The sequence below is a fragment of the uncultured Sneathiella sp. genome (genome assembly GCF_963973085.1).
In the GTDB taxonomy this organism is placed as follows: domain Bacteria; phylum Pseudomonadota; class Alphaproteobacteria; order Sneathiellales; family Sneathiellaceae; genus Sneathiella.
Map to the genome: position 1 here is coordinate 168,755 of NZ_CAXAXA010000004.1, position 25,772 is coordinate 194,526.

The 25,772-nt window shown below is 52.5% G+C and carries 29 protein-coding genes and 1 other RNA gene; 15 read left to right on the forward strand and 15 right to left on the reverse strand.

The features are described 5' to 3' along the window. Positions 1–53 precede the first annotated feature (53 nt). Positions 54–1,424 (reverse strand): HAMP domain-containing sensor histidine kinase, encoded by a 1,371-nt coding sequence (locus tag AACZ19_RS11500; protein WP_339634051.1) that lies wholly within the window; start codon positions 1,422–1,424, stop codon positions 54–56. A gap of 155 nt (positions 1,425–1,579) precedes the next feature. Here AACZ19_RS11500 and AACZ19_RS11505 point away from each other — a divergent pair, with 155 nt between their 5' ends. Beyond that, the gene (locus tag AACZ19_RS11505) at positions 1,580–1,849 is read left to right on the forward strand and encodes a hypothetical protein (protein WP_339634052.1); all 270 of its coding nucleotides are present in this window, start codon (positions 1,580–1,582) and stop codon (positions 1,847–1,849) included. A gap of 67 nt (positions 1,850–1,916) precedes the next feature. Here AACZ19_RS11505 and AACZ19_RS11510 read toward each other — a convergent pair whose 3' ends face one another. Together AACZ19_RS11510 and AACZ19_RS11515 are read right to left on the reverse strand one after the other, a co-directional pair. Beyond that, positions 1,917–3,347 carry an FAD-dependent oxidoreductase gene (locus tag AACZ19_RS11510; protein ID WP_339634054.1) on the reverse strand — a complete coding sequence of 477 codons (1,431 nt, stop codon included), beginning with the start codon at positions 3,345–3,347 and terminating at the stop codon, positions 1,917–1,919. A gap of 17 nt (positions 3,348–3,364) precedes the next feature. Beyond that, positions 3,365–4,150 carry a TVP38/TMEM64 family protein gene (locus AACZ19_RS11515; RefSeq protein ID WP_339634056.1) on the reverse strand — a complete coding sequence of 262 codons (786 nt, stop codon included), beginning with the start codon at positions 4,148–4,150 and terminating at the stop codon, positions 3,365–3,367. Positions 4,151–4,467: 317 nt separating this feature from the next. On the opposite strand from AACZ19_RS11515, the gene rpmH reads away from it, so the two are divergent. From rpmH to argB, 6 genes are read left to right on the forward strand one after another with little or no spacing between them, the layout of a single operon-like run. Next, on the forward strand, positions 4,468–4,602 hold the full coding sequence (gene rpmH / locus AACZ19_RS11520; RefSeq protein ID WP_339634057.1) for a 50S ribosomal protein L34: 135 nt from the start codon (positions 4,468–4,470) through the stop codon (positions 4,600–4,602). A 3-nt stretch (positions 4,603–4,605) separates the two neighbouring features. Next, on the forward strand, positions 4,606–4,980 hold the full coding sequence (gene rnpA / locus AACZ19_RS11525) for a ribonuclease P protein component (RefSeq protein ID WP_339634058.1): 375 nt from the start codon (positions 4,606–4,608) through the stop codon (positions 4,978–4,980). Next, positions 4,977–5,261, forward strand: coding sequence for a membrane protein insertion efficiency factor YidD (yidD, locus tag AACZ19_RS11530; protein ID WP_339634060.1), 285 nt, complete (start codon positions 4,977–4,979; stop codon positions 5,259–5,261). Before rnpA ends, yidD begins: the two co-directional genes overlap by 4 nt. Positions 5,262–5,280: 19 nt before the next feature. After that, positions 5,281–7,020: a membrane protein insertase YidC gene (gene yidC / locus AACZ19_RS11535; protein ID WP_339634062.1), complete on the forward strand. Its 1,740-nt coding sequence runs from the start codon at positions 5,281–5,283 to the stop codon at positions 7,018–7,020. A 13-nt stretch (positions 7,021–7,033) separates the two neighbouring features. Continuing rightward, a complete protein-coding gene (gene yihA / locus AACZ19_RS11540; RefSeq protein ID WP_339634064.1) occupies positions 7,034–7,699 on the forward strand; it encodes a ribosome biogenesis GTP-binding protein YihA/YsxC in 666 nt (221 codons plus the stop codon). A gap of 6 nt (positions 7,700–7,705) precedes the next feature. Next, positions 7,706–8,617 carry an acetylglutamate kinase gene (gene argB, locus AACZ19_RS11545; RefSeq protein WP_339634065.1) on the forward strand — a complete coding sequence of 304 codons (912 nt, stop codon included), beginning with the start codon at positions 7,706–7,708 and terminating at the stop codon, positions 8,615–8,617. A 5-nt stretch (positions 8,618–8,622) separates the two neighbouring features. On the opposite strand, the gene AACZ19_RS11550 is transcribed toward argB, so the two are convergent. Beyond that, positions 8,623–9,861, reverse strand: a complete 1,239-nt coding sequence (locus AACZ19_RS11550; RefSeq protein WP_339634067.1) for a DUF2336 domain-containing protein — start codon at positions 9,859–9,861, stop codon at positions 8,623–8,625. Between the two features lie 172 nt (positions 9,862–10,033). Between AACZ19_RS11550 and AACZ19_RS11555 the strand changes: the two genes are divergently transcribed. After that, positions 10,034–10,729 (forward strand): pyrimidine 5'-nucleotidase, encoded by a 696-nt coding sequence (locus tag AACZ19_RS11555; protein WP_339634069.1) that lies wholly within the window; start codon positions 10,034–10,036, stop codon positions 10,727–10,729. Between the two features lie 85 nt (positions 10,730–10,814). After that, entirely contained in the window at positions 10,815–11,660 is an 846-nt protein-coding gene (gene dapD, locus AACZ19_RS11560; protein WP_339634070.1) for a 2,3,4,5-tetrahydropyridine-2,6-dicarboxylate N-succinyltransferase, read from the forward strand. Positions 11,661–11,680: 20 nt separating this feature from the next. Here the strand turns inward: dapD and AACZ19_RS11565 are convergent, their stop codons facing one another. Then, positions 11,681–12,577 carry a DMT family transporter gene (locus tag AACZ19_RS11565; protein ID WP_339634072.1) on the reverse strand — a complete coding sequence of 299 codons (897 nt, stop codon included), beginning with the start codon at positions 12,575–12,577 and terminating at the stop codon, positions 11,681–11,683. Positions 12,578–12,710: 133 nt separating this feature from the next. Between AACZ19_RS11565 and dapE the strand changes: the two genes are divergently transcribed. Both dapE and AACZ19_RS11575 read left to right on the forward strand, forming a co-directional pair. Then, positions 12,711–13,895: a succinyl-diaminopimelate desuccinylase gene (dapE, locus tag AACZ19_RS11570; protein ID WP_339634075.1), complete on the forward strand. Its 1,185-nt coding sequence runs from the start codon at positions 12,711–12,713 to the stop codon at positions 13,893–13,895. Continuing rightward, the gene (locus AACZ19_RS11575; protein WP_339634077.1) at positions 13,889–14,467 is read left to right on the forward strand and encodes a hypothetical protein; all 579 of its coding nucleotides are present in this window, start codon (positions 13,889–13,891) and stop codon (positions 14,465–14,467) included. Before dapE ends, AACZ19_RS11575 begins: the two co-directional genes overlap by 7 nt. Here the strand turns inward: AACZ19_RS11575 and truA are convergent. From truA to def, 3 genes are read right to left on the reverse strand one after another with little or no spacing between them, the layout of a single operon-like run. Continuing rightward, entirely contained in the window at positions 14,464–15,204 is a 741-nt protein-coding gene (gene truA, locus AACZ19_RS11580; RefSeq protein WP_339634079.1) for a tRNA pseudouridine(38-40) synthase TruA, read from the reverse strand. The genes AACZ19_RS11575 and truA overlap by 4 nt on opposite strands. Continuing rightward, positions 15,204–16,127, reverse strand: coding sequence for a methionyl-tRNA formyltransferase (gene fmt / locus AACZ19_RS11585; RefSeq protein WP_339634081.1), 924 nt, complete (start codon positions 16,125–16,127; stop codon positions 15,204–15,206). Before fmt ends, truA begins: the two co-directional genes overlap by 1 nt. 10 nt (positions 16,128–16,137) lie before the next feature. Then, positions 16,138–16,659: a peptide deformylase gene (gene def / locus AACZ19_RS11590; RefSeq protein ID WP_339634083.1), complete on the reverse strand. Its 522-nt coding sequence runs from the start codon at positions 16,657–16,659 to the stop codon at positions 16,138–16,140. A 110-nt stretch (positions 16,660–16,769) separates the two neighbouring features. Here def and rmuC point away from each other — a divergent pair, with 110 nt between their 5' ends. Continuing rightward, the gene (rmuC, locus tag AACZ19_RS11595; RefSeq protein WP_339634085.1) at positions 16,770–17,894 is read left to right on the forward strand and encodes a DNA recombination protein RmuC; all 1,125 of its coding nucleotides are present in this window, start codon (positions 16,770–16,772) and stop codon (positions 17,892–17,894) included. 3 nt (positions 17,895–17,897) lie between these two features. On the opposite strand, the gene recR is transcribed toward rmuC, so the two are convergent. The 4 genes from recR to ffs all read right to left on the reverse strand — a co-directional run bounded on the left by recR (position 17,898) and on the right by ffs (position 20,846). After that, positions 17,898–18,494 (reverse strand): recombination mediator RecR, encoded by a 597-nt coding sequence (recR, locus tag AACZ19_RS11600; protein WP_339634087.1) that lies wholly within the window; start codon positions 18,492–18,494, stop codon positions 17,898–17,900. Between the two features lie 24 nt (positions 18,495–18,518). Then, positions 18,519–18,842, reverse strand: a complete 324-nt coding sequence (locus AACZ19_RS11605) for a YbaB/EbfC family nucleoid-associated protein (RefSeq protein ID WP_339634089.1) — start codon at positions 18,840–18,842, stop codon at positions 18,519–18,521. Continuing rightward, the gene (locus AACZ19_RS11610) at positions 18,842–20,665 is read right to left on the reverse strand and encodes a DNA polymerase III subunit gamma/tau (protein WP_339634090.1); all 1,824 of its coding nucleotides are present in this window, start codon (positions 20,663–20,665) and stop codon (positions 18,842–18,844) included. The genes AACZ19_RS11605 and AACZ19_RS11610 overlap by 1 nt, the downstream gene beginning before the upstream one ends. An 85-nt stretch (positions 20,666–20,750) precedes the next feature. Next, positions 20,751–20,846: signal recognition particle sRNA small type (gene ffs, locus AACZ19_RS11615), an RNA gene on the reverse strand. A 137-nt stretch (positions 20,847–20,983) separates the two neighbouring features. On the opposite strand from ffs, the gene nudC reads away from it, so the two are divergent. Further along, positions 20,984–21,901 carry an NAD(+) diphosphatase gene (gene nudC / locus AACZ19_RS11620; protein WP_339634092.1) on the forward strand — a complete coding sequence of 306 codons (918 nt, stop codon included), beginning with the start codon at positions 20,984–20,986 and terminating at the stop codon, positions 21,899–21,901. A gap of 14 nt (positions 21,902–21,915) precedes the next feature. On the opposite strand, the gene AACZ19_RS11625 is transcribed toward nudC, so the two are convergent. From AACZ19_RS11625 to AACZ19_RS11635, 3 genes are all read right to left on the reverse strand, one after another. After that, the gene (locus AACZ19_RS11625) at positions 21,916–22,416 is read right to left on the reverse strand and encodes a queuosine precursor transporter (protein ID WP_339634094.1); all 501 of its coding nucleotides are present in this window, start codon (positions 22,414–22,416) and stop codon (positions 21,916–21,918) included. 172 nt (positions 22,417–22,588) lie between these two features. Continuing rightward, positions 22,589–23,449: a prephenate dehydratase gene (locus AACZ19_RS11630; protein WP_339634096.1), complete on the reverse strand. Its 861-nt coding sequence runs from the start codon at positions 23,447–23,449 to the stop codon at positions 22,589–22,591. A gap of 18 nt (positions 23,450–23,467) precedes the next feature. Further along, positions 23,468–24,214, reverse strand: a complete 747-nt coding sequence (locus tag AACZ19_RS11635; protein WP_339634098.1) for a 3-deoxy-manno-octulosonate cytidylyltransferase — start codon at positions 24,212–24,214, stop codon at positions 23,468–23,470. A 143-nt stretch (positions 24,215–24,357) separates the two neighbouring features. Between AACZ19_RS11635 and AACZ19_RS11640 the strand changes: the two genes are divergently transcribed. Both AACZ19_RS11640 and hisN read left to right on the forward strand, forming a co-directional pair. Then, entirely contained in the window at positions 24,358–24,903 is a 546-nt protein-coding gene (locus tag AACZ19_RS11640) for a cytochrome c family protein (protein ID WP_339634100.1), read from the forward strand. 17 nt (positions 24,904–24,920) lie between these two features. Beyond that, positions 24,921–25,694 carry a histidinol-phosphatase gene (gene hisN / locus AACZ19_RS11645; protein WP_339634103.1) on the forward strand — a complete coding sequence of 258 codons (774 nt, stop codon included), beginning with the start codon at positions 24,921–24,923 and terminating at the stop codon, positions 25,692–25,694. The last annotated feature ends 78 nt before the right edge of the window (positions 25,695–25,772 follow it).

Genomic DNA, 25,772 nt, shown 5'->3' on the forward strand with positions numbered 1-25,772 from the left:
GACCGGGCTGGTTTACAGGCATGAAATGTAACGGATGGACAGTTTAAATAGCGTTAATCAGGCATTTCAATGCAGAAGACCGTCCCGGAGGCTCCGGTTCGCTCCAGCGTAATTCGGCCACCATGAGCGACTATCAACTCGCGGGAAATCGACAGTCCAAGGCCGGTCCCTTCTGCCCTTGCGGATCCAGAGAATGGTTCGAAAAGATGCTCTTTCGCTTTGACGGGAAGTCCCGGCCCGCTGTCACAGATACGAATGAGGGTTCGCGTTCCGGCCCGCAGGGCGTGAACTTCAATTTTTCCCACCCCCTCCATTGCCTGCACGGCATTGCGGGAAAGGTTCAACAATATCCTGTAGAACTGGTCCCGGTCCGCGTTCAACATGAGCCCCGCCGGAATCCGGTTCTGCCAGGTTATGCCGTTATTTTCCCGCAAACCAACAGAGGTTTTAACCTCATTCACCAATGGCTCCAGAAGGAAGCGTTCCTTTTTGGGTTCCCGCTCATCGGCCCGCCCGTATTTGAGCGTTTGCGTACACAGGTCAATCGCGCGATCGATACTGGTCATCAGCCGAGGTACGACTTTTTGAACCTTCGGGTCTTTTATCTCAGAAAGGCTATCACTCACGATTTGTGATGTGGAGAGGATATTGCGCAAATCATGGCTGATTTTGGTAACAGCGATCCCGAGCGCGACCAGATGCTGTTTCTGTGTCAGGGCAGAGCGAAGGCGCGACTGCATGATCTCTAGCTCCCGCTCAGCGACACCAATTTCATCGCGCCGCCGCGACGGGACAACCGCGGTACTCACGTCCTCCGGCGCCCGGCGAAAGGCAATCATGCTCTCGCTTAGTCGCCGCATCGGGCGCACCAACAGCCAGTGCAACGCCAGATATACAAGTATTGCCGTCAGCGAGGAAATCATCAGTGAGAGCCAAAAAATGTTCCAGGCATAGTCATACATGGCATCGATCAAGGGCGCCTCATCAATGACCACCTCAAGCGATGAGTTTGGCTCGTTTTCAATCGGACTGATAATACGGATAATCCGGTCAGGCCCCACCATCAGGCTCATAAAGGCATGTTCAATCAGAAGCGCCGGATTCTGGTCCGCAAGGTTAAACTCCGCGTCAATGCTGATAGGCATATTTTCGCTCAGAATCAAAAGCCGGGAATTCGCGCCATGTAGAACAACACTGCGCGCGCCAACCCGAAACAACAATTCTTCCCGAAGTTCATCGGATACCATGTTGTCCGGTGACGCCAAGAGAGAGAGGGTAGCCAAATGGGCAAACTCTGTCTTTTTGACCAGATAGTTCAGCCGGAAGAAAGCAATTGACGGGACAAAAATAAGGACTTCCGCCAGCATGACAAAAAGAAGCGTCAGTATCAGCAATCGTGCTGATAGACTGCGAAAAGGCGCCACAATTTTTCCAATAAAAGCCATTCGTTAGAATAGATCAAAAAAACGGGCCGGTATCAACTTAATGATACCTACCCGTTTTTCGCATGCGGCGCCGATGGCGCCAGATCCGTCAATGCCCCGATTGTTAGCTTTTCTTGGCTGCGCAAGGATTTGCCTTGCAAGGGTTGCAAGGATTGCAGGTCTTTTTGGCTGCACATGGATTACATGGGTTGCATGCCTTTTTCGCCGCACACGGGTTACAGGGGTTGCACGCCTTTTTTGCTGCACATGCATTACAGGCTTTCTTCGGGGCACAAGACGCGACGGCGCCCGGAATGACAGCGGTTGACGCCATTGAGGCAATCGCCGCGGCCGTTAAAACTTCCTTGAACATGATTCTCTCCTGTTTTGACTCGTTAACTTCAAAAAGCAATCGATTGCTTTAGGGGAGAATGCGCTTGAATCGTGCAAAATCCGAATCAACTGCGATAACGAACGCGTTATCATTTCGTGTTAACCAAAAAAGGAGAGGAACTTGACGATCGCCCGGGTTCTGGAACTGAAAAGGCTTGGTGTATAATAGCTTCCCGCGACCCGTTTACTTATTTCACCATATGTCGGATAGGGCGCAATATAACTTGCCATGGCGCCGATTTTCAGCTTTTCCGAAATGGCCAGGCCCCAGGGATGGATTAACTCACCCGCGTGCGGGCCAACAATGCCCGCACCCAGTATCCGGCCTTTACTCGTCGTGACGGCCTTGATCATACCATCGGTTTGCCGTTCCGTACGGGCGCGGTCGATATCCGAGAACGGGAAGGTAAGGACCTTGATCTTGTCTCCATATTGCTCCCTTGCCGCAGCTTCATTCAAGCCGACATTGGCAAGCTCCGGATCCGTAAAGGTCACCCAGGGAACAGCGCTGTAATCTACCTTGGCCGGCAACCGGAATAGTGCATTCCGGATAAAGATCCCGGCGTGATAATTGGCAATATGGGTGAATTGATATCCGCCCGCAACATCGCCGATGGCGTAAATCTTCTTGTTTGACGTGCGAAGCCTGGAATCCACCTTCACACCTTTCGGCGTATACTCAACGCCCGCCCCTTCCAAATTAAGAGTCTCCACATTTGCCTTTCGTCCCGCCGCCACCAGCAAATGCGATCCCGCTAACGTTTCTGCGGTCTCTCCTTCTCCCAAAGAGATATGATAGGTTCCCGTTTTATCTTTCACCACATGCGATATTTTCACCTCTTCGCGAATATCGATGCCGTCGCGGCGCAGCTCCTCCAAAACAATTTTACTCAAGTCGGAATCATCCCGTCCAAAGGCCTTGAATGCTTCAAGCACTGTGACACTGGAGCCCAGTCGGACATGCGCCTGCGCCATTTCAAGACCGATTGGTCCGCCACCGATAATGATCAGATGATCCGGCTTGGTGCGATTCTCGAATATTGTTTCATTGGTGAGATAGCCTGCTTCCTCCAGCCCCGCAATGGGCGGTGCCGTGGCCCGGGATCCGGTAGCGATGACAAAGCGCCGCGCCTTAATACGGACATCATCGACTTCCAGTTCAAACTCCGAGACAAAACGTCCAAACCCTTGCAATACTTCAACGCCAAGCCCTTCAAACCGCTCCACCGAATCATGCGGCGCAATTGAGGCGATAACATCCTGTACATGATCCATGACTTTTGGAAAATCGACCTCCGGCGCGGCACCACTGACTCCAAAGTTCGCTGCATCTTTCAAACTTGCTGCTTTTTTTGCGGCGGCTATCAGCGCCTTTGACGGAACACAGCCGTAGTTGAGGCAATCCCCGCCCATCTTGCCGCCTTCGACAAGAACTGTTTTCGCACCCATCTGGCTCGCGCCCGCAGCAACGGAAAGACCACCAGATCCCCCCCCTATTACACAAATATCCGTCTTTATCTGTTTTGCCATGGGGCGAAATCCTGTCCTTATATCTTTTGCTTGCGAAGTTTCTTTATAACAACTGGCAAAAGGGCAATGACCCCCAATGCACAGAAAGAGAGAATAATTTCCGGCGTCACCAGGGACGTGATCTTGAAATCAAGAACACAATCCGTTCGCCCTGCATCCACGCATGCCTGATATACAGACTGTTGTTCCCGGATAATGCTGTCCAGCCCTCCCCCAAGATAAGCGAAAACAAACGTTCCCGGAATAATTCCAAAGAATGTCCCGACGATATAGGTACGGAGCTTCACACCCAGAAACGCAGGCGCAATATTGACCAGCCAAAAAGGAAACAGCGGAACGAGACGTAGAAACAATAGATAGCTTAGCGCATTCTCGGCAAATCCCTCTTCCAGCTTTTTCAGTTTTGGTCCCGCCTTCTTGCGAAGCGGCTCTCCCAGAGAGGTTGCAGCAATCAGGAACAGCAATGTCGCCCCGATCGTGGCGGCGAAAACAGTCATCAGTCCCGCGGCAACCCAGCCAAACAGAAAACCACCGGTTACGGTCATCAACGCGCCCCCGGGCAGCGATAGTGCAACGATAACGACATAAAGCCCCATATAGAGGAGTGCCGCCGCCACATAGTTCGCCGTCACAAACTCAATCAGCCGGTCCCGGTTCTCACTTAACGCACGGAATGTCAGATATTCATCCAGGCCGAAAATAAAAAATGCAGCGATCGCCATCAAAATCAACAGAACGGGGAACAGTTTTCTCACCGAGAACCCTTTTCCAGTCGCTTGCTTGCGGTCAGTTAACTTATCCATTTATGATTCGACCTTTACCCGCGATGGCAAGAATTATGTGCCTGAGCCTAGCACAAACTCCGCTTCTGCGACAAAATGTAGCGTACAATGGCATATCCTCTATACAAGTGTCTTTCACAACAAAACTTATCGAAACTTATGGATCATCGATAGTTTCGAAAGTCCCATTCACCCAAAAGTGAGCCGAAGTGACCCCCCTCATATCGGAAACTGTCAAAATTCATCTCCTGCATTGACTTCATGTGGGAGAAACCTTATACAGCGGGGCTTGTTTTCCCTTCGCGCAACACGGCGCGGATGATCGACGGAGAAGTCTCTTGAAACGTACATATCAGCCGAGCAAACTTGTTCGCGCACGCCGCCATGGTTTTCGTGCCCGCCGGGCAACGGTCGGCGGACGCCGGATTCTTGCAAATCGCCGCACTAAAGGCCGCAAGAGCCTTTCAGCTTAATCCATGCCGGTAGGCGTCGAACGACTGAAAAAACGCGCGGATTTTCTCCGCGTTGCGTCTGTTCGTCGCAAATGGGCCGCGCCGGGGATGGTGCTGCAAGCAGCAAAGCGTTCCGATGCGCCCGGCACCGACGGTGTCCGTGTAGGATTTACCGTGACAAAAAAGGTTGGCAATGCGGTTATCCGAAACCGTATCAAGCGTCGCTTGCGGGCCATTGCACAGGAAGTCATACCGGCTTATGCCGACGATGGATGGGATTTGGTTCTAGTCGGGCGCAATGCGACCAAGGAGCGGAATTATGAAGACCTGAGGCGGGACCTTCGTAAGTCGCTCGGCAAGGTTGGGGCTAACGCGAAAGAGCAAAGGGGGAGCGAATGATAAAGTCTCTTCTAGTGACGCTTCTTAGCACTCCGATCAGATTATATCGCTATATTATCTCTCCGCTGATCCCAGCGAACTGCCGCTACTATCCGAGTTGTTCCTCCTATGCTATTGAGGCACTTACTGTTCACGGCCCTGTCAAGGGCAGCTGGCTGACATTGTGCCGCTTGGGCCGATGCCATCCGTTCGGCGGGGAAGGGTACGATCCGGTACCACATAAACACGGAAATTGTCATCATGGCGCGCGGGGCTCGATTCGTCGCGCCCGCATCGATTAAAACGTTAGGGCTGTAAATAATGTCAGATCAGAAAAACCTGATCATTGCGATCGTTCTTTGTTTCCTGATTATCTTCGGGTTTCAATACTTCGTTGAAGGCCCGCAATTAGAGCAACAGCAGCAAACGACAACGTCCAGCAGCGACAACACATCATCCCAAGTTCCGGCAGCCACGCAAGGAGCCAGCATACCGAGTGCTCCAGGCTCAGCCGAACAGGATTCGCTGACGCGTGCGCAAAGCCTTGAGAAAGTAGAACGGGTCAGGATTAACACACCGGCTCTTCATGGCTCAGTTTCTTTGACAGGCGCCCGGCTCGATGATTTGACCCTGATTGACTACCGCGAGACAATTGACCCTAACAGTGCCGAAATCAAACTACTTTCTCCGGCGGGAAGCCCGAACCCCTATTATGCGGAATTCGGTTGGAGCCCTGCGCCCGGCGCCGACATCAAGCTCCCGAATGCTCAAACCCTCTGGAGTACAGAAGCGACAGAGCTTACGCCTGAAAAACCGCTTAAGCTGACATGGGACAATGGCGACGGCTTGATATTCCATCGGACAATCTCGATTGACGAACATTATATGTTTGCGATCGAGCAGATGATCGAGAACCAGACCGACACCGCGATCACCCTGTTTCCCTATGGCCTCATTTCTCGCCATGGAACGCCGGAAACCACTAACTTCTATATTCTCCACGAAGGTCCGATCGGCGTCCTCAACGATACTTTAGAAGAGATTGATTACGACGATCTCGAAGAAGGTAATAACGAGAGTTTTTCCTCTGTTGGCGGCTGGCTGGGCATCACGGACAAATTTTGGCTCACAGCCCTCATTCCCGACCAGAATACGAACATCAAGGCCCGCTTCTCCTACGCGCAAAAAGGCGCGCGCTATCAAACTGATTTCCTGAATCAGGAAGGTATTAACGTCCCGAGCGGGGATACCGTTGGCATTACCAACCACCTCTTTGCCGGCGCGAAGGTCGTTGAGGTGCTGGATACTTATGAAGAAGAATATAAAATCAGCCGTTTTGACCTCGCAATTGACTGGGGTTGGTTCTACTTCCTGACAAAGCCAATATATTTTGCACTGGCATTCCTGAACAGCTGGATCGGCAACCTCGGCCTTGCCATCATGGCGCTGACTGTCATCATCAAGACAATTCTATTGCCTCTCGCCCATAAATCCTATGTCTCGATGAGCAAGATGAAACGCCTGCAGCCGGAAATGGTCAAACTCCGCGAAAAATATGGCGACGACAAGCAAAAGCTCAATCAGGAAATGATGGCGCTTTACAAACGGGAGAAGGCCAATCCGGCGGCGGGTTGTTTGCCTATTCTGCTGCAAATTCCCATTTTCTTTGCGCTGTACAAGGTTCTGTTCGTAACCTTGCTGATGCGGCATCAGCCTTTCTATGGCTACATCAAGGATTTGTCCGCGCCGGACCCGACAACCGTTTTTAACCTGTTTGGCCTTATTCCTTGGGATCCGCCTCAAGTCCTGATGGTTGGCTTCCTGCCACTTTTGATGGGTCTTAGCATGTTTCTACAACAAAAACTCAACCCTCAACCAGCTGATCCGGTACAGGCGAAGATCTTTTTGTTTATGCCCATCTTCTTCACTTACCTGCTGGCAAGTTTCCCGGCTGGGCTGGTCATATACTGGACGTGGAACAATATCCTCAGCATGGCCCAGCAATGGCTGATCATGAAGCGTATGGGTGTTTCCGTAACTCATCCTGGTGAAAAAAGCTGACCCGGCCGCGCCCATGACAGACGGGACGGAACCGAACAGTGAGGATGTGTCGGCAGAATTTATCGAGGCTGGACGACTTCTTTTTGCCAAGGAGTGCAAGTTTGTCGCCGGTGCTGCAATCGAGGAGATGCTGCCAGAGCTTGAACTGACAGAGGTAGCTTTTGCTGGCCGATCGAATGTGGGCAAGTCTAGCCTGATCAACGCACTGACCAACCGGAACACTCTTGCGCGCACGTCCAACACTCCGGGCCGCACTCAGCAGATCAATTTCTTTGAACTGGGCGGACGCTTGCATCTGGTCGATCTTCCAGGCCACGGCTATGCCAAGGCATCCAAGGAAAAAATTGATATCTGGACAGACTTGGTGAACAGTTATCTCAAAGGCCGGTCGACATTGCGCCGGGTCCTGCTTCTGGTCGATGCGCGTCATGGTCTTAAAGTTACGGACCGGGAGATAATGGACATGCTGGACGTCGCCGCCGTCAGCTATCAGATCATTCTGACAAAGGTTGACAAAAGTAATAAAAGTGACGTGAAATCGCTCACGGAAAAGATAAAAATGGAACTCGCCAGACGTCCGGCGGCCCATCCGGAGATCATGCTGACCAGTTCCACAAAAGGGATCGGGATCGAGGAACTCCGGGCTGAACTGGCTGCGATGGCAGAAGAGATTGGGTAAAAGAATATGAGTGACAAGCTCCTGACCGTCGAGGAACAGCTCGCAAAAGCGCGGACCTTATCTGAAGCCCTGCCCTATATGCATCGGTTTAGCGGACAGACCTTCGTGATCAAGTATGGCGGCCATGCCATGGGCGACGAAAAACTGTCGCAGGATTTCGCGCGGGATGTTGCCCTGATGAAGCAAGTTGGCATCAATCCGGTCATTGTTCATGGCGGCGGCCCTCAGATCGGCCGCATGCTGGAACGGCTGAAAATCAACAGCTCATTTATCGATGGCCTTCGGGTAACAGATAAAGAAACAGTGGAAATCGCCGAGATGGTCCTGTCGGGTTCTCTGAACAAAAAAATCGTCACCTCCATTAATTCCGCTGGCGGGCTTGCCGTCGGGCTTTCCGGGAAAGACGGCAATTTAATCGAGGCTCAAAAGCTGACACGCACGAAGCGCGATCCGGACAGCAATATAGAGCGAATTCTGGACCTTGGTTTTGTTGGCGAACCGTCCCGCATCAATCCAGAGATTCTGGAGAGTTTTGAGGAAAACAACCTGATCCCGGTGATTGCGCCCATTGGCGTGGGTCCAAATGGGCAAACTTTCAATATTAATGCGGATACAGCTGCCGGGCATATCGCCGCCGCAATTGGGGCCTCCAAGCTGATCATGATGACTGATGTCGAAGGCGTCCTGGACAAGGACAAGAAACTGATCAACCGCCTTACCCCCGCAGAAGTCAGGAAATTACAAAAAGATGGTACCATAGCGGGAGGAATGATCCCGAAACTGGAAACCTGTCTTTTTGCCCTTGAAGAAGGGGTTGATGCCGCGACCATTCTCGATGGCCGTATCCCGCATGTGTTGTTACTTGAAACCTTTACCGAGCATGGTGTCGGCACCATGATCACGGACGAGCAGCTCTAGAAGAACTAGCTCTCGTAGAAAGACAGCTGCCAGTCCATTTCTTCATCAGTGAAGGGGTACTCAATGCCGTTTCTGGCGTTGATAATCTCCCGGCGAGGAACCTTGGCAATGACGGTCTGTATCTTGAACGCTAGCCGCATGGACAACCCTGCTTTCCAGCAGAGGGATGTAACGACCTTGCCGTTACGAGAGGCCAGCATCGCCTTCACCCGTTTCAGACTATATTTGCAAAGCAACGACAATGCCGTGGCGACGAAATCCTGATCTTTGGCGTCTACCGCATCTGTAACCTTCTCTTCATCCAGCGCCCCGTCGGCAAACAACCTTTCCGCATGCGTCTTGCCGGTTTCCAACGGTTGCTCAGAGAATGCCGTTGTTTGATCAATTCGGCTGCGGACAATGCTTTTCAGTTCTTTCTCCGTTGTTTTGGGAAGATTGTGTCTGCTCACGAGCTTTTCAACAAGCGATGATCCGACAAACCCGGCTATTCGCCGCATCGCGCGAAGCGAGAGATTTAGGCGCATCGCAAGTGGTTCGTGAAGAGGCTCGATTCCTTCCGCCTGATCCATGATCTCATCCAGAGTTTCCTCGCGAATTTTCGCCGATGGGTTTGCCAGCAAGGCCGAAACCGCAGGCACTTCCAGCTGTGCAACGACTGCTTCGGACACATCTTCGCCCAGCCCCTGACGCCGCGCAATCGCAGGAAGGGCCCCCGCGGCAATCCCACTCGCCATAATTTCAAGCAGATCATTGTCCGATAACAGTGGCGAGTATTCCAGTATCGGGCTTGAGACAATTTCCTCTATATCCTGCGCGAGGGCGATTACGATGTTCTTCGGCGCATCGACACTGTCTTTAAGGCTTTCAGAAATTATGGCTCTAACTGCTGTTTCCTGATCCCGCGCGAGGATATCCAGCACTTCAATCGTTTTTTCAAGAAGTATGGCCGTTTGCTCTCTGGAAAGATCCGGTAGAAGGCGGCAAATTTTCCGCGCAAGCTCTATTCGGACATCATCGTCGTCATCCTGCGCCAGGATCAGGTTGGCCTTGACCGGCGTACAGGGGTTGATGGCGAGATTCTTGCGAACTACACCGGATGTGTCATCCGTCAGATAGTAGAGTATCTCCGGTTCGGCATCTTCGCGCGCCGCGAGATCGGCGCGCACAGCAACTTCCGTGCTTAATGCACGAGCTTTATTATCTTCATAGCTCGTTGGCGCGGTCTTTTTGGGCCTGGCTTTCATGTTCACAGACCTGATCTCCGCTGGTATATAACTACGCATCTCATAAGGCGCTATTATAAAAACTTTTGCTTAACGGGGCCTTAAAGTCATTGTCCCGGCTTTCGGCGATAAATTTGTTCCCCATGCTAGATTAGCGCTTGTCGTCCGTGTCAAAGGACGGCAAAGTCATCTCATGGCAAAACTTCCCCTCTGGAAAAATTTCAAACATATTGATTGCTGGATTTTTGATCTCGACAATACGCTGTATCCATCAAAATCAAACCTTTTTGCAAAAATTGATGTGAAAATGGGAGAATTCATTTCGGAGTTCCTCAATGTTGACCTTGTTGAAGCAAAGAACGTCCAGAAGAAATACTTCGATGAACACGGAACAACCCTGAACGGATTAATGCAAAATTATGACATCGATCCTTCGGATTTCCTGAATTATGTTCATGATATCGATGTCTCAGATCTTTCGGCCTCACCGGAGCTCGGCTCCGCGCTAGAACAGCTGCCCGGACGAAAAATCATCTTTACCAACGGCTCCCACTATCACGCAACGAATGTTTCCTCCCAGCTTGGAATCGATCATCATTTCGAACATATCTTCGATATCGTGGCGGCGGATTACAAACCAAAGCCGCACAAGCCTGTTTATGAGAAACTCATACGAGAGCTTGATATTGATCCGGAAAAAGCGGTTCTGTTTGAAGATATGGCCGTCAATCTCGCGCCGGCTCACGACATGGGCATGACAACCGTCTGGATACCGAACGACGCTCATTGGTCAACCACGGGTGCGGAGGGGGAACATATTCATTACCAGACCGACGATCTGGCCCGATGGCTCACCGAATTGCTTGCGGACCGAAGTAACATCATATGAAAAATACGGTTTCGGCTGATTGACTTCTGCCGGAGGCCGGGTATGTTCTCGCGAGCGAATATTAACCAGAATTCAGGAATAAATCATGACATTAGCCGAACTGCAACCGGTCGTTGACGCCGCCTGGGACGACAGGGATACCATTTCCACTACCACGACAGGAGAGGTGCGCGATGCCGTAGAAGCAACCCTGAATGCGCTTGATAGCGGCGAGTTGCGGGTTGCGGAAAAAGGAAGCGATGGCTGGGTCGTCAATCAATGGGCGAAGAAAGCGGTGCTGCTGTCCTTCCGCCTCAATGACATGGAAATGATCTCCGGTGGCCCCGGCAGCAACTCTCACTGGTGGGACAAGGTGCCGAGCAAATTTGAAGGCTGGGATGACAACAGGTTTCGCGAGGCCGGCTTTCGCGCTGTTCCAAACTGTATTGTCCGCAAGAGTGCCTATATCGCTCCCGGAGCTGTGCTGATGCCAAGCTTTGTCAATCTCGGCGCATATGTGGACAGCGGTACAATGGTTGATACCTGGGTGACTGTCGGCTCCTGCGCCCAGATCGGCAAGAATGTGCATCTGTCAGGGGGCGTAGGTATTGGCGGTGTCCTTGAGCCACTTCAGGCCGATCCGGTTATCATCGAGGACAACTGTTTCATCGGAGCCCGTTCCGAGGTTGTCGAAGGTGTGATCGTTGAAGAAGGTTCTGTTCTTTCCATGGGTGTTTTCATCAGCGCCTCGACCAAGATCATCGATCGCAATACCGGCGAAGTGCATATTGGCCGTGTTCCCGCCTATTCCGTTGTGGTGCCGGGTAGTTTGCCGGGAAAACCGCTTCCTAATGGATCAACCGGACCAAGTCTCTATTGCGCCGTGATTGTGAAAACTGTCGATGCGCAGACGCGATCGAAAACTTCCATCAATGACCTGCTACGGGATTAAAAATTCGGAACCGGCAGGGGTTATCCCTGCCGGTCTATTCCGTGCTTCAGATTCTCCCGGTAAATCATATAAAGTCCGCTTCCGGCAATCACAACGACGCCAATCCAAACATTAACGGCTGGAAAATCACCGAATATGAAAAAGCCAAGCAGCACGGCCCATAGCAGACCCGTATATTCGAATGGGGCAATCACACCCACCTCCCCCATCGCGAAAGACTTGATCAGGCAAATATTCCCCGCGAGAGACAAGATCGCCATCAAGACCACGAAACCAATATCCTGAAGTGGCATTGGTTCCCAGGTGAATAAAGCGATAGCGCCCGTAATAACCATAAGACCAATATTGCTGTAGAAGACGATTGTAAACGTCGTCTCTGTCCGACTTAAAACACGGCCCGTCAGCATAATCCCGCAGTAACAGAGACTTCCGCCAAGAACCATGAAGGCTTCGATCTCCAGTAACCCAGAGGTCGGCTGCATGACGAATAAAACTCCCATAAAGCCGACGATAATCGCGCCCCAACGATGAACACCCACCTTCTCTTTGAAGAGCGGAACCGAAAGTGCCGTCATCACGAAAGGGGAAATAAAGAAAATCACCGTCGCATCCGCGAGCGGTAGCTTTCTGAGTGACAGGAAGAACAACAGCGGGGCCAGCACGCCAAGTATAATTCGAAGCGCATGGCCTTTATATTGCCGTGTCTTTACTGACCCCAGACCACCATGTGTAAAAAGCCAGACACACAAAGCCGGCATCAGGACAGCACCGCGAATAGCCAATATCTGGACGACAGAGTAGTCTGCCTGGACCAGCAGCTTCGCCACTGCGTCCATCGTGCTCATAAAGAAAATTGCGACAACCATAAACAGGATCGCCCGAATATTTCTGGAATTTATGGCGGCATCGGGCAACATCGTATTTCTCTCTTATTATGTCCGGCTGTCTTATCGCGAGAACCATGAAACCGCAACAAGAGATCATATATATTTAGGACAGGCATAACCTTCCCCATTGACCATTGCCCCCGGCGAACGGTAAAGGACATCTATGAATAAAATTGCTGACGATATGGATGTTATCTCGCTCACTCAGTCCCTGATGCGATGCCCGAGCGTTACCCCAAAAGACGCGGGAGCACTTGATGTTCTTCAGGAAGCACTTGAGAAATCAGGCTTTGTTTGTCATCGCCTGACATTCAGTGATGACGATACGCCGGACGTCGAAAATCTCTATGCCCGCTTTGGAACTGGCGCGCCCAATTTCTGCTTTGCCGGGCACACTGATGTGGTGCCTGTTGGCGACCCCGGCACATGGAGTGTCGACCCCTTTGATGGCACCATTCGGGATGGCATGATCGTTGGCCGCGGCGCCGCCGACATGAAAGCGGCTGTCGCCTCCTTCGCTGTCGCATCGCAGCGTTTTATTCATGAAAATGGCGGAAAGTTTGATGGCTCTATAAGCCTTCTGATTACCGGGGATGAAGAAGGCCCCGCTATTAACGGCACGCGCAAGGTCCTCGACTGGATGACCGCCAATGATGAGAATATCGATCATTGCATCGTCGGTGAACCGACCAACCCAGCCGAGCTCGGAGATATGGTCAAGATCGGACGCCGGGGTTCCTTTACGGGGTACCTGACAGTTATCGGAACTGAAGGTCATGTGGCCTATCCGCATCTGGCCGATAATCCCGTTCCGCACCTAGCAGCTATGGTAGGGGAACTTGACAAGCTCATCCTTGACGATGGGACAGAGCATTTTCAGCCCAGCAACCTGGAATTCACCACCATTGATGTCGGCAATACGGCGACCAATGTCATTCCGAAGAGCGCGAAGGCGACCTTCAATATCCGGTTCAACACCCATCACAGCCTTGATTCCCTCGAAGAAACGTTACGCGCTGTGCTGGACAAGATCGCTGGGGTTCGTGGATGTACCTATGAACTGGATTGCCGGAAAAATTCATCTCCGTTCCTGACACCCGAGGGAGATTTCAGCGCCCTTGTCGTCGCGGCTATTGAAAAGCGGCTCGGGCGAAAGCCGGAACTTTCAACAACGGGTGGCACATCCGACGCCCGTTTCATCAAGGATCATTGCCCGGTTGTCGAGTTCGGACTGATTAGTCAGACCATGCATAAAATAGACGAGCGCGCCAGTGTCGCAGATGTAGAGGCCCTGACGGATATCTACACGGATATTCTTAAAAGCTATTTCCGGAAAAGTGGATGGTAAGTTTCCGGGAAATCACGAGTTCCCTTTATGGTGCCTATATGCTTGCGCGCCGGAACCCCGATGCACTCAACCATTTCAATATTTCGACTGAAGGATTTTACCATTCCTTCGCTGCGATGATCCTTGCTGTTCCTTTTTTTATCTTTGAAAACGCCATCGATTATAAATCTTTGGAAACGGAAACCGCATTAATTCCCTTCATGCTCCTTTTATGCGTCACCCTGTGGGTAAGCTGGGGGGCGTATCTTGCGGTCATGGCCATTTTTGCACGCTTCATGGGGTTCTCGGATCAATACAGCGTGTTCGTCATCGTCTATAACTGGGCTCAGCTTGCTCTGATTCTTGTCTGGTTTCCGCTTTCCATCATCTCTAACGGGATCCTGCCCGTGGAGCTTGCGTCGGGGATAAACCTCGTGTTTATTATCGCAACCTATGTATATCTTTGGTACATTTTACGAATTACGCTCAATGTGACGGGCGGAATGGCCGTAGGGTTTGCCTTCATTGAATTCCTGGTGGTGATCCTGATACAGGCATCTTTTTCAAGCTGGCTATTCACAGCCACCTCCTAGCTATACTCTACCTTTGTAAGATAAAGGCCGTAGGGTGGTGCATTTGGCCCGGCTCTCTGGCGATCCCGCGCCGCCAACGCTGCGGTCAGGTCACCCTCGGACCACTGACCAGTGCCAATGAGCGACAAGCTACCAACCATGGACCGCACCTGATTATGCAGGAAGGAAAGCGCGGATGCCCGGATCCTGATTTCCTCTCCCTGCCGAGTGACCTCAAGCTTATCCAAATTCCGGATGGGAGAGTTTGCCTGACAGGCCGCAGCACGGAAGCTGGTGAAATCATGCCGACCAACCAGAACTGTTGCCGCGCGCGCCATGGCATCACTATCGAGCTCTCGCTTCACCTGCCATGCAAGACCCGCGTCCACTGTAAGCGGCGCCCGACGATTGATGATCCGGTAGAGATAATGTCTTTTAGTGGCGTCAAAACGGGCGTTGAATTCCTTATCCACCTCCTCGCACTCGAGGATCGCGATAGGCGCGGGCTTCAGATGCTGGTTCAGCGCATTCATGACAACTTGCGGTTTGCGAACGGAATTAAGTTCAAAACTTGCGACTTGCCCCAAAGCATGAACACCGGCATCAGTTCGGCCCGCGCCCTGGATGCGTGTCTCTTCACCGCAAAAAGCGAATATCGCTTCCTCGATATGCTGCTGGACCGACGGACCGTTTTTCTGTCGTTGCCAGCCAACCAGTTCTCGCCCGTCATATTCAATTGTGATGCAATATGACGGCATCAGTCCAGCACCTCCCCTTGCCGAATGGGATGGCCATTGAGGAATGCCACCGCGCTCATCCGGGCCTTTCCTGCCGGTTGCACTGTTTCAAGCTGTAAAGCACCTTCACCGCAGGCGATAGTAAATTGCTCATTGAGAACTTCTCCCGGTTTTCCAAACAAGCTTACGGGAGCCGCGTCAAATATTTTAATGCGTAACCCGTCATGCTCAAAAAACGCACCGGGCGCAGGATTAAGCCCCCGTATCAGTCGGTCGAGTTCGACAGCGCTTTTGGTCCAGTCAATCTTTGCCTCGGATTTCAAGATTTTCTCGGCATAGGTAACACCCTTTTCGCTCTGGGGCCGGGCAACCGTATCAGGATCCCCAAGACGTTCAAGCGCCTTGAGCAGTAGTTCCGATCCTTCTTCTGCAAGAAGATCATAAAGTGAGGCGGCAGTGGTCTCTCCGGTGATCGGCAGACGGGCCTCACTCAGGATAGGTCCTGTATCTAGCCCCACTTCCATCTGCATCACGGCAATTCCTGTCTCCCGGTCGCCCGCCATAATGGCACGCTGGATGGGCGCCGCCCCGCGCCATCGCGGCAGCAAAGAAGCGTGCAGGTTAAGGCATCCGTACTTTGGAGCTTCAAGGATCGGTTTGGGCAGAATCAGTCCGTAGGCGACAACAATAGCCGCATCGAGCTGTAACTTCGCAAAATCCGCCTGAATTTCCGGGGTCTTCAGAGATACCGGTGTCCGGACCGGCAATCCTCGCTCTTCCGCCAGTTGTTGAACAGCCGACGGCAGCATTTTTTTTCCTCGGCCTGCCCGGCGCGGCGGTTGCGAATAGACACAAACCACATCATGCGATGAACCGATCAAAGCTTTCAGGATATGAGCGGAGAACGCCGGCGTTCCCATAAAGGCAAGTCGCAGTCCCGCCATATCGGCTCCTTCAGCTTGCCAGCTTTTTCTGTTTAAGCAGTTTTCTCAGGATCATGTTGCGTTTGAGGGCGGACAGATGATCAAGGAAGAGGATACCGTCAAGATGGTCCATCTCGTGCTGAACACAGGTAGAGAGAAGGCCGTCCGCGTGAAGGCTCTGTTCCTTGCCGTCTACATCCAGATAGCTCACTTCAACTTCGGCCGGACGCACTACATCAGCATAATGATCCGGCACAGAAAGACAGCCTTCTTCATATGTGGCATCATGATCCGAAACCCAGGTAATTTCAGGATTAATAAGCGCGAGCGGTTGCGGCACTGCATCCTGGTCTCCCTTGCCCACAACGTCAACCACGAGCAAACGCTTCTGCACACCAACCTGAATAGCGGCAAGACCGATGCCGGGGGCGGCGTACATTGTCTCGAACATATTATCAACCAGCTTGCGGATTTCAGCATCGACTGTTTCCACCGGTTTGGAAACGGTTTTCAAAAGTGGGTCTGGTGCCGTATATATGGGCAAAAGGGCCATGGTCTTCCGTTGTTATTCACATTACGATATATCACAGACTAGGTATTATGCTTGTTCGCGTTCGTCAAGACTGTTGACCTGTGCGACACTAGGCGTTCTGGAGTATATTAATGGAATTTGCCCTCATTGCTGTCATCGCACTTTTACTGATTGGTATTCTCGTCCTGTTCGCCAAGATGTCGAAGGCTGAGAAACTGGCGACGACCGCTTCGGTCAATAGTGAAACGCTGACACGCCTGACGGAAAGTCTTATCAATCAGCAGGCCCAGCTGGAAGGTCAGCTCAAACAGGTGTCTGCCGATACGGCGGCAAGTCGGCAGGAAATAAACCAGACTTTGAGCGAACGGCTGGATACGGTTTCAAAGCGCCTTGGTGACAGCCTGAGCCAGTCGGCGGAGAAAACCGGGCAAAGCCTTTCCGAATTGCAAACACGTCTCGCGGTTATCGACAAGGCCCAGTCGAACCTGACCGAGCTGTCCAATCAGGTAGTCGGGCTACAGGACATTCTCGCAAACAAGCAGGCACGCGGAGCATTCGGCGAAATTCAGCTGAATGATCTCGTCAAATCGGCCCTGCCGCCCTCTGCCTATGATTTTCAGGTGACGCTTGGCAACGGGCGGCGGGCGGATTGTCTGATCAAGCTACCCAATCCGCCAGGCTCCATCGTTGTCGATGCGAAATTCCCACTGGAGAGTTTTCACTTGTTGCGGCAAGCAGAGACAGAAAGCGACAAAACTATCGCGATACGCGCCTTTACCGGCGCCATGCAAAAGCATATTGCAGATATTAGCGACAAATATATTTTGGATGGAGAAACAGCCGAATCGGCGCTGCTATTCCTCCCATCCGAAGCGGTATATGCAGAGCTTCATGCCAATTTTCCCGCCATTCTGGAACGTTCCTATAAGGCGCGGGTCTGGATTGTCTCCCCCACGACCCTGATGGCGACACTCAATACGGTGCGGGCAGTCCTGAAAGACAGCCAGATGCGCGCTCAAGCAGGCGTTATCCAGAAGGAAGTCGGGATTCTTCTAAAGGACGTCGAGCGACTGGATGACCGTGTTAGCAAACTTGGCAATCATTTTCAGCAGGCGAGCAAGGATATCGAACTGATCGAAACCTCCAGCCGGAAAATCAGCAGCCGCGCCGAGAAAATTGAAGAGCTGCAATTGGGGGAAGAAAATGAAGAACTTCTCTCTGGGCCGCCTGATAAAGCGCCAACCCCAGAAGGATAGATACTAATCCATTGAACGTCGGGATTTTAGGGCGGCAGAGAGCGTGCCATCATCAAGATAGTCCAGCTCGCCGCCCACCGGAACCCCATGAGCAAGTCGCGTCACCCGCACGCCCATTTCATCCAATCTGTCAGAGAGATAGTGGGCCGTGGTCTGACCATCCACCGTTGCATTTAAGGCTAGTATAACTTCGCTGACCATCCCGTCGCCCGCCCGATGGATAAGCGATTCTATATTCAACTCATCCGGACCGATGCCGTCCAGCGCAGAGAGGGTGCCGCCCAGTACGTGATATGTGCCACGAAAGGCATCTGATCGCTCCAGCGCCCATAGGTCTGACACATCCTCTACCACGCACAAAAGGCTGGCATCACGCCGAGCATCCCGGCAAATATTGCAAGGATCAATAATGTCAAGATTACCACACTGGCCGCAGACCTTCACATTATCCGCGGCCGCCTTCATGGCGCTGGCAAGAGGCGTTAACAGACTTTCGCGGCGGCTGATTATATAAAGCGTCGCACGTCGTGCCGACCGTGGTCCCAGTCCCGGCAACTTCGAGAGTAATTGTATTAGATGCTCTATTTCAGACTGACTCATGCGAGATGATTGACCGTCCAGATATCAGAACGGCAACTGCATGCCCGGCGGAAGGTCCAGACCACCGGTCATTTCCTTCATCTTTTCCGCCGAGTAGGCATCCGCCTTGCTGCGGGCATCCGCATGCGCAGCAACGATAAGGTCTTCCATGACCTCCTTGTCTTCCGGATCAACGAGAGAAGAATCAACCTGGAGCTTTCGCATTTCGCCCTTACAGTTCAGCGTTACGGTGACCATCCCGGCGCCTGATTGCCCTGTCACCTCGTGATGTTCCAGCTCGGCCTGCATGTCCGCCATTTTGCTTTGCATTTCTTTGGCCTGCTTCATCAGATTGCCAAGGTTCTTCATCAGAGTATATCTCCATCATCGAATTCATCTTCACCGGATATGTCATCGGGAAGCGCTATGTCAAGTGAAGGCCCAAGATGCCGGACTTCCCGGACTGATGCCGCAGGAAAAAGCGACTTGATATTCTGGACAAGTGGGTGGCTTTCAAGCGCCGCGATTTCTGCCGCCTTGTCACTTTGGCGTTGCTCTGCAACCGTTGCTGCTCCTTCCGCCTGGGCAGTCATCCGGACTTCCCATTGCTCACCGGTTATATCTCGCAGGCGCTTGCCCAGCCGCGTTGCAAGATCTGCCTTTGCCCCGAGAGCCGGGCTAAACTCAATCAGCCCCTGTTTGAATGTCACCGGGCGCACAAAATTAAGCACTTCTGCCTTGAGCTTGATATCTTCCCGCTCATTCAATAGATCAATGACATCCTCAAGAGATTTAGGGTGGCTCGTTTTCTGTATGGGCGGCTCGACAACAGGTTCGGGCACTTCGTCATTTTTTGCCACCAGTGATAGATGCGCCCGGGGTTCTGCCTCTGTGTGTTGTGCAGGCGACTCTGCCAACGCCACGGCTGCCGATCGCTTGCCCGAAGGCGATATCGCGGCCGCAGAGCGCGCACCCGACCCGGGGCCGCCGCCATTACTCTGCCGTGGTGCATTGGTTTCCTGCGGGTTATCAGAGCCTTGACGCGCCAGATCATGCGGCGTGGGCAGTTCGCTGACATAGGCAAGGCGCACGAGGACCATTTCAGCCGCCGCAAGCGGCATCGGCGCGTGACTAACTTCATTTAACCCTTTGAGCAGCATCTGCCAACAGCGGGCGAGAACGGGCATTGTCAGCTTTGCCGCCATTTCCTCACCACGCGCGACCTCACCTCCTGCCATGGCAATATTGTTCGCCGCTTCCGGCGTGACTTTCAGGGAGGTGAGCCAGTGGGTCAGTTCCAGCAGGTCCTGAATAATCACCACGGGGTCTGCGCCGCTATCATACTGACCCCGCAAAAGGGCCAGCGACGCCTTGATGTCCCCCTCCATCAGCAGTCCCAGCAAATCGAGGATTCGGGTTCGGTCTGCCAGTCCAAGCATGTCGCGCACCTGAACCGAGGTAACCTTGCCGTCGCCATGGGCTATAGCCTGATCCAACAAAGATAATCCGTCCCGCACGGACCCTTCGGCTGCACGGGCGATCAGGGCCAGGGCGTCGTCTTCTATCTCGGCACTCTCTTTTTCAGCGATCGTTGCGAAATAAGCCGCAAGTGTGTCTCCATCAACCCTTTTCAAATCGAAACGCTGGCAGCGAGACAACACCGTGACGGGGATTTTTCGAATCTCTGTCGTTGCAAAAATAAATTTCACATGTTCCGGAGGTTCTTCCAGTGTTTTTAACAGCGCATTAAACGCGTTTTTGGAAAGCATGTGCACTTCGTCGATAATATAGATCTTGAAACGTGCCGCGACCGGGAGGTAACGGACACCATCAATCAACTCGCGAATATCATCAACCCCGGTGCGGCTGGCGGCGTCCATTTCCAAGACGTCCTGATGACGATCTTCTGCAATGGCCACACAGTTCTGGCAAACACCGCAGGGCGCAATCGTCGGCCCGTCGTTGCCATCAACTCCGGTGCAATTGAGGCCACGGGCAATAATGCGGGCTGTCGTTGTCTTGCCGATACCGCGGGTGCCCGTCAGAATAAAGGCATGAGCAAGGCGTCCGGCATCCAGGGCATTGGAGAGTGTCTTCACCATAGCCCCATGGCCGATCAACTCATCAAATGTTGAGGGCCGGTACTTTCGGGCAAGGACACGGTAGGGACTTTTGGTTTGATCACTGCTCATGGTGCGATCATAGCAGAGAACATCTTTACAATGCCAGATAAAGGAAGCGGTTTTATGGGGGAAATGCAGGAATTTGTGGCGCAATGAAGAAGACTGACAACGACCCGCGCCGAAACTCGTTGCGGCTGCTTCCTTCCGGATCTGACCGGGTTCGCGAGGAGCACGCCCATCGCCAGCCTTCCACCGCCTATATCATGCAGATACTTGCATTTAGCAAGCCCTTTTTGCCGCTTTTTTCGATCTCGAATTAGAACAATCATTCAAAAACCGGTATCTTGACGATTGCGGGAACGAAAAACTTGTGACAATCTGCCGCTCATGAAAAAACCGATTGTCTTCGCTGGCGGCCGCTTCGACCGCGCATCCCACCTCCGCACAGATCCAAACTGGGTCACGGAAAAGCTAAAAGATCCGAGCAGCCGGTTCTTGCCAATGCACCAATTGAAAGCCCTGGTTAGTCTTGCTGGCAATGCCGCCATAGACTGGCGTGGTGTGGACGATGTGCGTGAATTTATTGACGCTGGCGCGCCCTTTATTTTTCTCGGGATCGAGGATAACGCCTGCCATTTCGCGATAGATGTTTCGGCAATTGAAAACCCCAAGCGTCCGCCTAATTCCGATTGGGGTAAGTTTATCGATGTTCGCTCAATCGCGCCGCAACTTAGCTCAGGAGAAGCGGGCGCTTTGGCGCAGGCGCGATCCATGATCGACTGGCATAACCGGCACGGTTTCTGCGCGGTTTGCGGCGCCGCAACCCATTCCCAGGAAGCAGGTTATTCCCGCATATGCGAAGAGTCTGCCTGCAAGGCAACACATTTCCCGAGAACGGATCCGGTTGCTATCATGATGGTAACCCATGGCAACAAATGTCTTTTGGGACAGGGTATAAACTTTCCGTCGGATTTTTACTCCTGTCTGGCAGGATTCATTGAACCCGGTGAAACCATTGAGCAGGGGGTTCGGCGGGAAGTTTTGGAAGAATCCGGCATTAACGTTGGGGATGTTCGCTATCACCAGTCACAGCCCTGGCCCTTCCCCTCTTCCCTAATGATCGGCTGTTTCGGCGAGGCGCTCAATGAAGAGATCATCGTTGATAAGACAGAGCTTCACGACGCAAGGTGGTTCACCCGCGATCAGGTGCGCGGCATGCTGGAACAAAGCACCAAGCCCACCGGACTGCGTATGGGTGGTCCGATTGCCCTTGCCCATCAACTGGCAAAGGTCTGGGTAGACTAGTTTAGCCTGCGTGGTTAGCGGGACGCCGGTGCAAGCGTAAGCGGGTCGGTAATTCTGATGAGGCCGCGAAACGGCAAAATCAGGACGGCAACCATTATCAGCTTTGCGCCATAGTCACCAATCGCCCAAGTGTGCCATGGAAGACCGGTTCCGGCGAATGCGAGCACAAAGAAAATCACTGTATCAACGGACGACGCAATGATCGACGAGGCGACCGGCGCCTTCCACCAGCTTTGACGCCGGAGACGGTCAAAAATTGTCACATCCAGCAACTGAGCAATCAAAAAGGCCGTTCCGGATGCAACCGCGATGCGCGGGTCCGCGATCAGGATCGACATGATAACGGCAACAATAAAGCCGACGAAGACAACTTCCCGGGCCAACCGCACACCCAGCGTGCGGTTCGTAATATCAGTCACCAGAAAGGCTATGGGGTAGGAAAGCGCACCCCAGGTCAACCAGTCATTGACCGGATATTCGACGAGGATATTGGAAGCCGTTACAACAGCCGCCATGGCGAGAATGCCTGTTAGCAGAAAAATTCTTTGGCCAGAATTAAGACGGGCCATTTCAGCTGTGTATTTCTTTAACATTTCTGTTTTTATCCACTTTTGGCGTGTGGACCTCAGTAAGGTGTAACAAGTTGCGCCTGCTTATATTCAATCCGGACGCCTCAATCAAGGCGAATCAGGTGCCATACTGCCGACGGTAAGGATTAGCGGGATATACACCAAGAATTTTAAGTTTTGCCGAGAAAAACTGCAATTCTTCGATTGCCCGGGCCACCCGGGCCTCTTCAGGGTGTCCTTCTATATCGATGTAGAACTGAGCAGCCTCGAAACTCGCGTCGGTGATATAGCTTTCCAGCTTCGTCACGTTGATCCCATTTGTTGCAAAGCCGCCAAGCGCCTTGTAAAGCGCGGCTGGCTGGCTTCGGACCTGAAATACGAAACTGGTCATGCAGCTCCCCTCCTTTGGGTCCGGGTCCTGACGCTGTCGCGACATGATAATGAAGCGCGTCGTGTTACCAATGCGATCTTCGACCCGGTCCCGCAACACATCAAGACCATATATCTCCCCGGCAAGGCTGGAAGCGATTGATGCCTGCGACTTGTCACCGAGTTCCGTAATCATTTTCGCGGATCCGGCTGTATCGGCATGGATTATCGGTTCAATTCCAAGGTCACGGATCAAGCCGCGACATTGGGAAAGCGCTTGCTCATGACTATGAACAGCCTTGACATCAGAAAGAGTGGCTCCAGCCACACCAAGGAGCTGATGCATTACCGGCTGAAAATGCTCCCCAATGATATAAAGGCCTGATTCCGGGAGCAAATGATGAATATCGGCCACCCGCCCCCCAAGGGAATTTTCAATGGGAATCATGGCTATTGAAGCCTCTCCGTCCCGAACAATGGTCAGCGCATCTGCAAAGGTATCGCAGGCAATGGCTTCCATATCCGGATAGACTGTACTGCAAGAAAGGTGACCATAGGCCCCAGGGACACCCTGAAAGGTGATACGATTTTCAGGCTCGATTTCAGACATCTTTACATTCTCAAATTTTCAGGAAACAAACATACGGCGGATACGTGCCAAGTCTTCGGGAGTATCAACACCAAGGGGAACCGTGTCAACGACAGCGGCATCAATCCGCATACCGTTTTCAAGTGCCCGCAACTGTTCAAGCCGCTCCCTCTGTTCCAGAGGTGCTGGCGGCAGTGCGACGAACCGTTCCAACGCCGCCCGGCGATAAGTATATAACCCTATGTGATGATAGTGCGGCCCTGGTCCCCATGGCGATTTCAGGCGGCTGAACCATAGGGCACGCCCGATCCTCTCGTCCTGCTTTAGCGAGACAACAGCCTTAACCGCGTTTTCGTCCTCCAGTTCCTCCGGATCTGTAATTTCAGCGACAAGAGTCGCAATATCGACTGCGACATTTTGAAGCGGCTGAAACACAGCAGCAATGGCAGCAGGCTCAAGCGCGGGCAAATCCCCCTGGAGATTAACAATGGCATTGTAGATTCCATCAGGATCGAATTTTTTCACCGCCTCGAACACCCGATCGGACCCAGAAGGATGATCTGATCGGGTCAGGATTGCATTTCCGCCCGCGTCTTTTACGGCAGCGGCGATCTCCTCTTCCCCACAGGCTACAATAGCTGGGCCTATATCAGCTTCTTCCGCCCGGCGGAGCACCTGAACAATCATCGGCAATCCGGCAATATCGGCGAGCGGCTTCCCCGGCAATCGAGTGGAGGCCATTCGCGCTGGAATGACAATCAATGGTTTTAGTGTCGAAGTACCCATCAAGTTAGGTTCCAAACGTTAATTTTAACCGCTACGGGCATATATACGTCTTGCGCTCCACATGAGAAAGCGGTTAATTTCCCCTCGCTTTTTTTTATCGCGGCTGGTAAATGTACCGGCAGGTTTGATAGCTGAGGTCAGCAATGAATACTTTTGAGTTCAACAAAATTGCCGCCGCCGTTCTTGCGGGCGTCTTAATCATTATGGTCATCAATGAAGTTGCGACGCTTGCAGTTCATCCGACATACCCGGAGGAAACCGCCTACGCCATTGATACAGGTGATGTTGCCAGCTCGGAAGTTGCCTCCAATGATGTGGTTGCCGGACCTTCGATTGGTGAATTACTCGCTTCCGCTGATCCAGCCGAAGGTGAGGCGGTATTTAAGAAGTGCGCTGCCTGTCACACTGTTGAACAAGGCGGCCCCAACAAGATTGGTCCGAACTTATACGGAGTCCTGAACAGTCCCAAGGGTGCTCACGACGGATTTAGTTACTCCGATGCGTTGGTGGAGAAGGGTGGCGACTGGGGATATAATGATCTGAATCTCTTTCTGACCAAACCGCGCGATTTTATCAAGGGCACGAAGATGTCATTCGCCGGAATCAAAAAAGACGAAGATCGGGCAGACCTGATTGCCTATCTCAGAACCCTTGGAAAGAGCGACGTTCCTCTGCCGCCTGCTGAATAATTTAACGTGCGGCTTTCGTGAACAAGGATTGCCCGCAAGAATTTATTGACCTTGCGCATCAGATGGCAGATGCCGCAGGTGACGTGATCCGTCCCTACTTCCGGCAAAAGATCGACATCATCGGTAAGTCTGACAGCAGTCCGGTTACGATTGCGGATCGAGATGCCGAAACGGCAATGCGAAACCTTGTCGAGGCCGCTTTTCCGGAACATGGGATTATCGGCGAAGAGCATGGAGAGGTGCGAACCGACGCAGAATATGTCTGGGTTCTGGATCCCATAGACGGCACGCTTTCCTTTATTTCCGGCAGCCCGACATTCGGGACGCTGATTGCGCTTACTCGAAATGGCGTACCCATTATGGGAATTCTGAACCAGCCCATCTCAAATGAACGCTGGGTTGGTGCGAATGGAACCTCAACACTCAACGGCTCCCCAATTTCGACCCGCGAATGCGCGCAACTCAACGGGGCAACCCTTTTTGCCTGGGGGGCTGAATTAATGCAAGGAAGCCATGAGCAGCGTTTTCGGCGACTTTATGGCGCCGTAAAGAGAAAGCGCTTCGGATATGATTGCTATGCCTATGGACTGCTGTCACTGGGCTTTGTCGACGTCATAGCCGACTGCGATATGAAGACCTTTGACTATTGCGCCCTTGTCCCGATTGTCGAAAATGCAGGGGGGAAAATGACCGACTGGAGTGGGAACCCCTTGACCCTTTCTAATCCCGGCTATGCCCTTGCCACTGGCGATAGTGGCCTTCATTCGCAAGCCGTTAAAATACTAGAATAACCCAAACGAGATTTGAAACGCCTTTTCTCCTTGATGTCGCCGGGTTAACCTCCCATCTTGGAAAATGAGCCGAGACAA

Excerpts from the sequence above, each read along its gene's own strand:
- AACZ19_RS11510 (WP_339634054.1), bottom strand. The coding sequence starts at position 3,347 with ATGGCAAAACAGATAAAGACGGATATTTGTGTAATAGGGGGGGGATCT.
- AACZ19_RS11515 (WP_339634056.1), bottom strand. The coding sequence starts at position 4,150 with ATGGATAAGTTAACTGACCGCAAGCAAGCGACTGGAAAAGGGTTCTCG.
- rnpA (WP_339634058.1), top strand. The coding sequence starts at position 4,606 with ATGCCGGTAGGCGTCGAACGACTGAAAAAACGCGCGGATTTTCTCCGC.
- yidD (WP_339634060.1), top strand. The coding sequence starts at position 4,977 with ATGATAAAGTCTCTTCTAGTGACGCTTCTTAGCACTCCGATCAGATTA.
- yidC (WP_339634062.1), top strand. The coding sequence starts at position 5,281 with ATGTCAGATCAGAAAAACCTGATCATTGCGATCGTTCTTTGTTTCCTG.
- yihA (WP_339634064.1), top strand. The coding sequence starts at position 7,034 with ATGACAGACGGGACGGAACCGAACAGTGAGGATGTGTCGGCAGAATTT.
- argB (WP_339634065.1), top strand. The coding sequence starts at position 7,706 with ATGAGTGACAAGCTCCTGACCGTCGAGGAACAGCTCGCAAAAGCGCGG.
- AACZ19_RS11550 (WP_339634067.1), bottom strand. The coding sequence starts at position 9,861 with ATGAAAGCCAGGCCCAAAAAGACCGCGCCAACGAGCTATGAAGATAAT.
- AACZ19_RS11555 (WP_339634069.1), top strand. The coding sequence starts at position 10,034 with ATGGCAAAACTTCCCCTCTGGAAAAATTTCAAACATATTGATTGCTGG.
- dapD (WP_339634070.1), top strand. The coding sequence starts at position 10,815 with ATGACATTAGCCGAACTGCAACCGGTCGTTGACGCCGCCTGGGACGAC.
- AACZ19_RS11565 (WP_339634072.1), bottom strand. The coding sequence starts at position 12,577 with ATGTTGCCCGATGCCGCCATAAATTCCAGAAATATTCGGGCGATCCTG.
- dapE (WP_339634075.1), top strand. The coding sequence starts at position 12,711 with ATGAATAAAATTGCTGACGATATGGATGTTATCTCGCTCACTCAGTCC.
- AACZ19_RS11575 (WP_339634077.1), top strand. The coding sequence starts at position 13,889 with ATGGTAAGTTTCCGGGAAATCACGAGTTCCCTTTATGGTGCCTATATG.
- truA (WP_339634079.1), bottom strand. The coding sequence starts at position 15,204 with ATGCCGTCATATTGCATCACAATTGAATATGACGGGCGAGAACTGGTT.
- fmt (WP_339634081.1), bottom strand. The coding sequence starts at position 16,127 with ATGGCGGGACTGCGACTTGCCTTTATGGGAACGCCGGCGTTCTCCGCT.
- def (WP_339634083.1), bottom strand. The coding sequence starts at position 16,659 with ATGGCCCTTTTGCCCATATATACGGCACCAGACCCACTTTTGAAAACC.
- rmuC (WP_339634085.1), top strand. The coding sequence starts at position 16,770 with ATGGAATTTGCCCTCATTGCTGTCATCGCACTTTTACTGATTGGTATT.
- recR (WP_339634087.1), bottom strand. The coding sequence starts at position 18,494 with ATGAGTCAGTCTGAAATAGAGCATCTAATACAATTACTCTCGAAGTTG.
- AACZ19_RS11605 (WP_339634089.1), bottom strand. The coding sequence starts at position 18,842 with ATGAAGAACCTTGGCAATCTGATGAAGCAGGCCAAAGAAATGCAAAGC.
- AACZ19_RS11610 (WP_339634090.1), bottom strand. The coding sequence starts at position 20,665 with ATGAGCAGTGATCAAACCAAAAGTCCCTACCGTGTCCTTGCCCGAAAG.
- nudC (WP_339634092.1), top strand. The coding sequence starts at position 20,984 with ATGAAAAAACCGATTGTCTTCGCTGGCGGCCGCTTCGACCGCGCATCC.
- AACZ19_RS11625 (WP_339634094.1), bottom strand. The coding sequence starts at position 22,416 with ATGGCGGCTGTTGTAACGGCTTCCAATATCCTCGTCGAATATCCGGTC.
- AACZ19_RS11630 (WP_339634096.1), bottom strand. The coding sequence starts at position 23,449 with ATGTCTGAAATCGAGCCTGAAAATCGTATCACCTTTCAGGGTGTCCCT.
- AACZ19_RS11635 (WP_339634098.1), bottom strand. The coding sequence starts at position 24,214 with ATGGGTACTTCGACACTAAAACCATTGATTGTCATTCCAGCGCGAATG.
- AACZ19_RS11640 (WP_339634100.1), top strand. The coding sequence starts at position 24,358 with ATGAATACTTTTGAGTTCAACAAAATTGCCGCCGCCGTTCTTGCGGGC.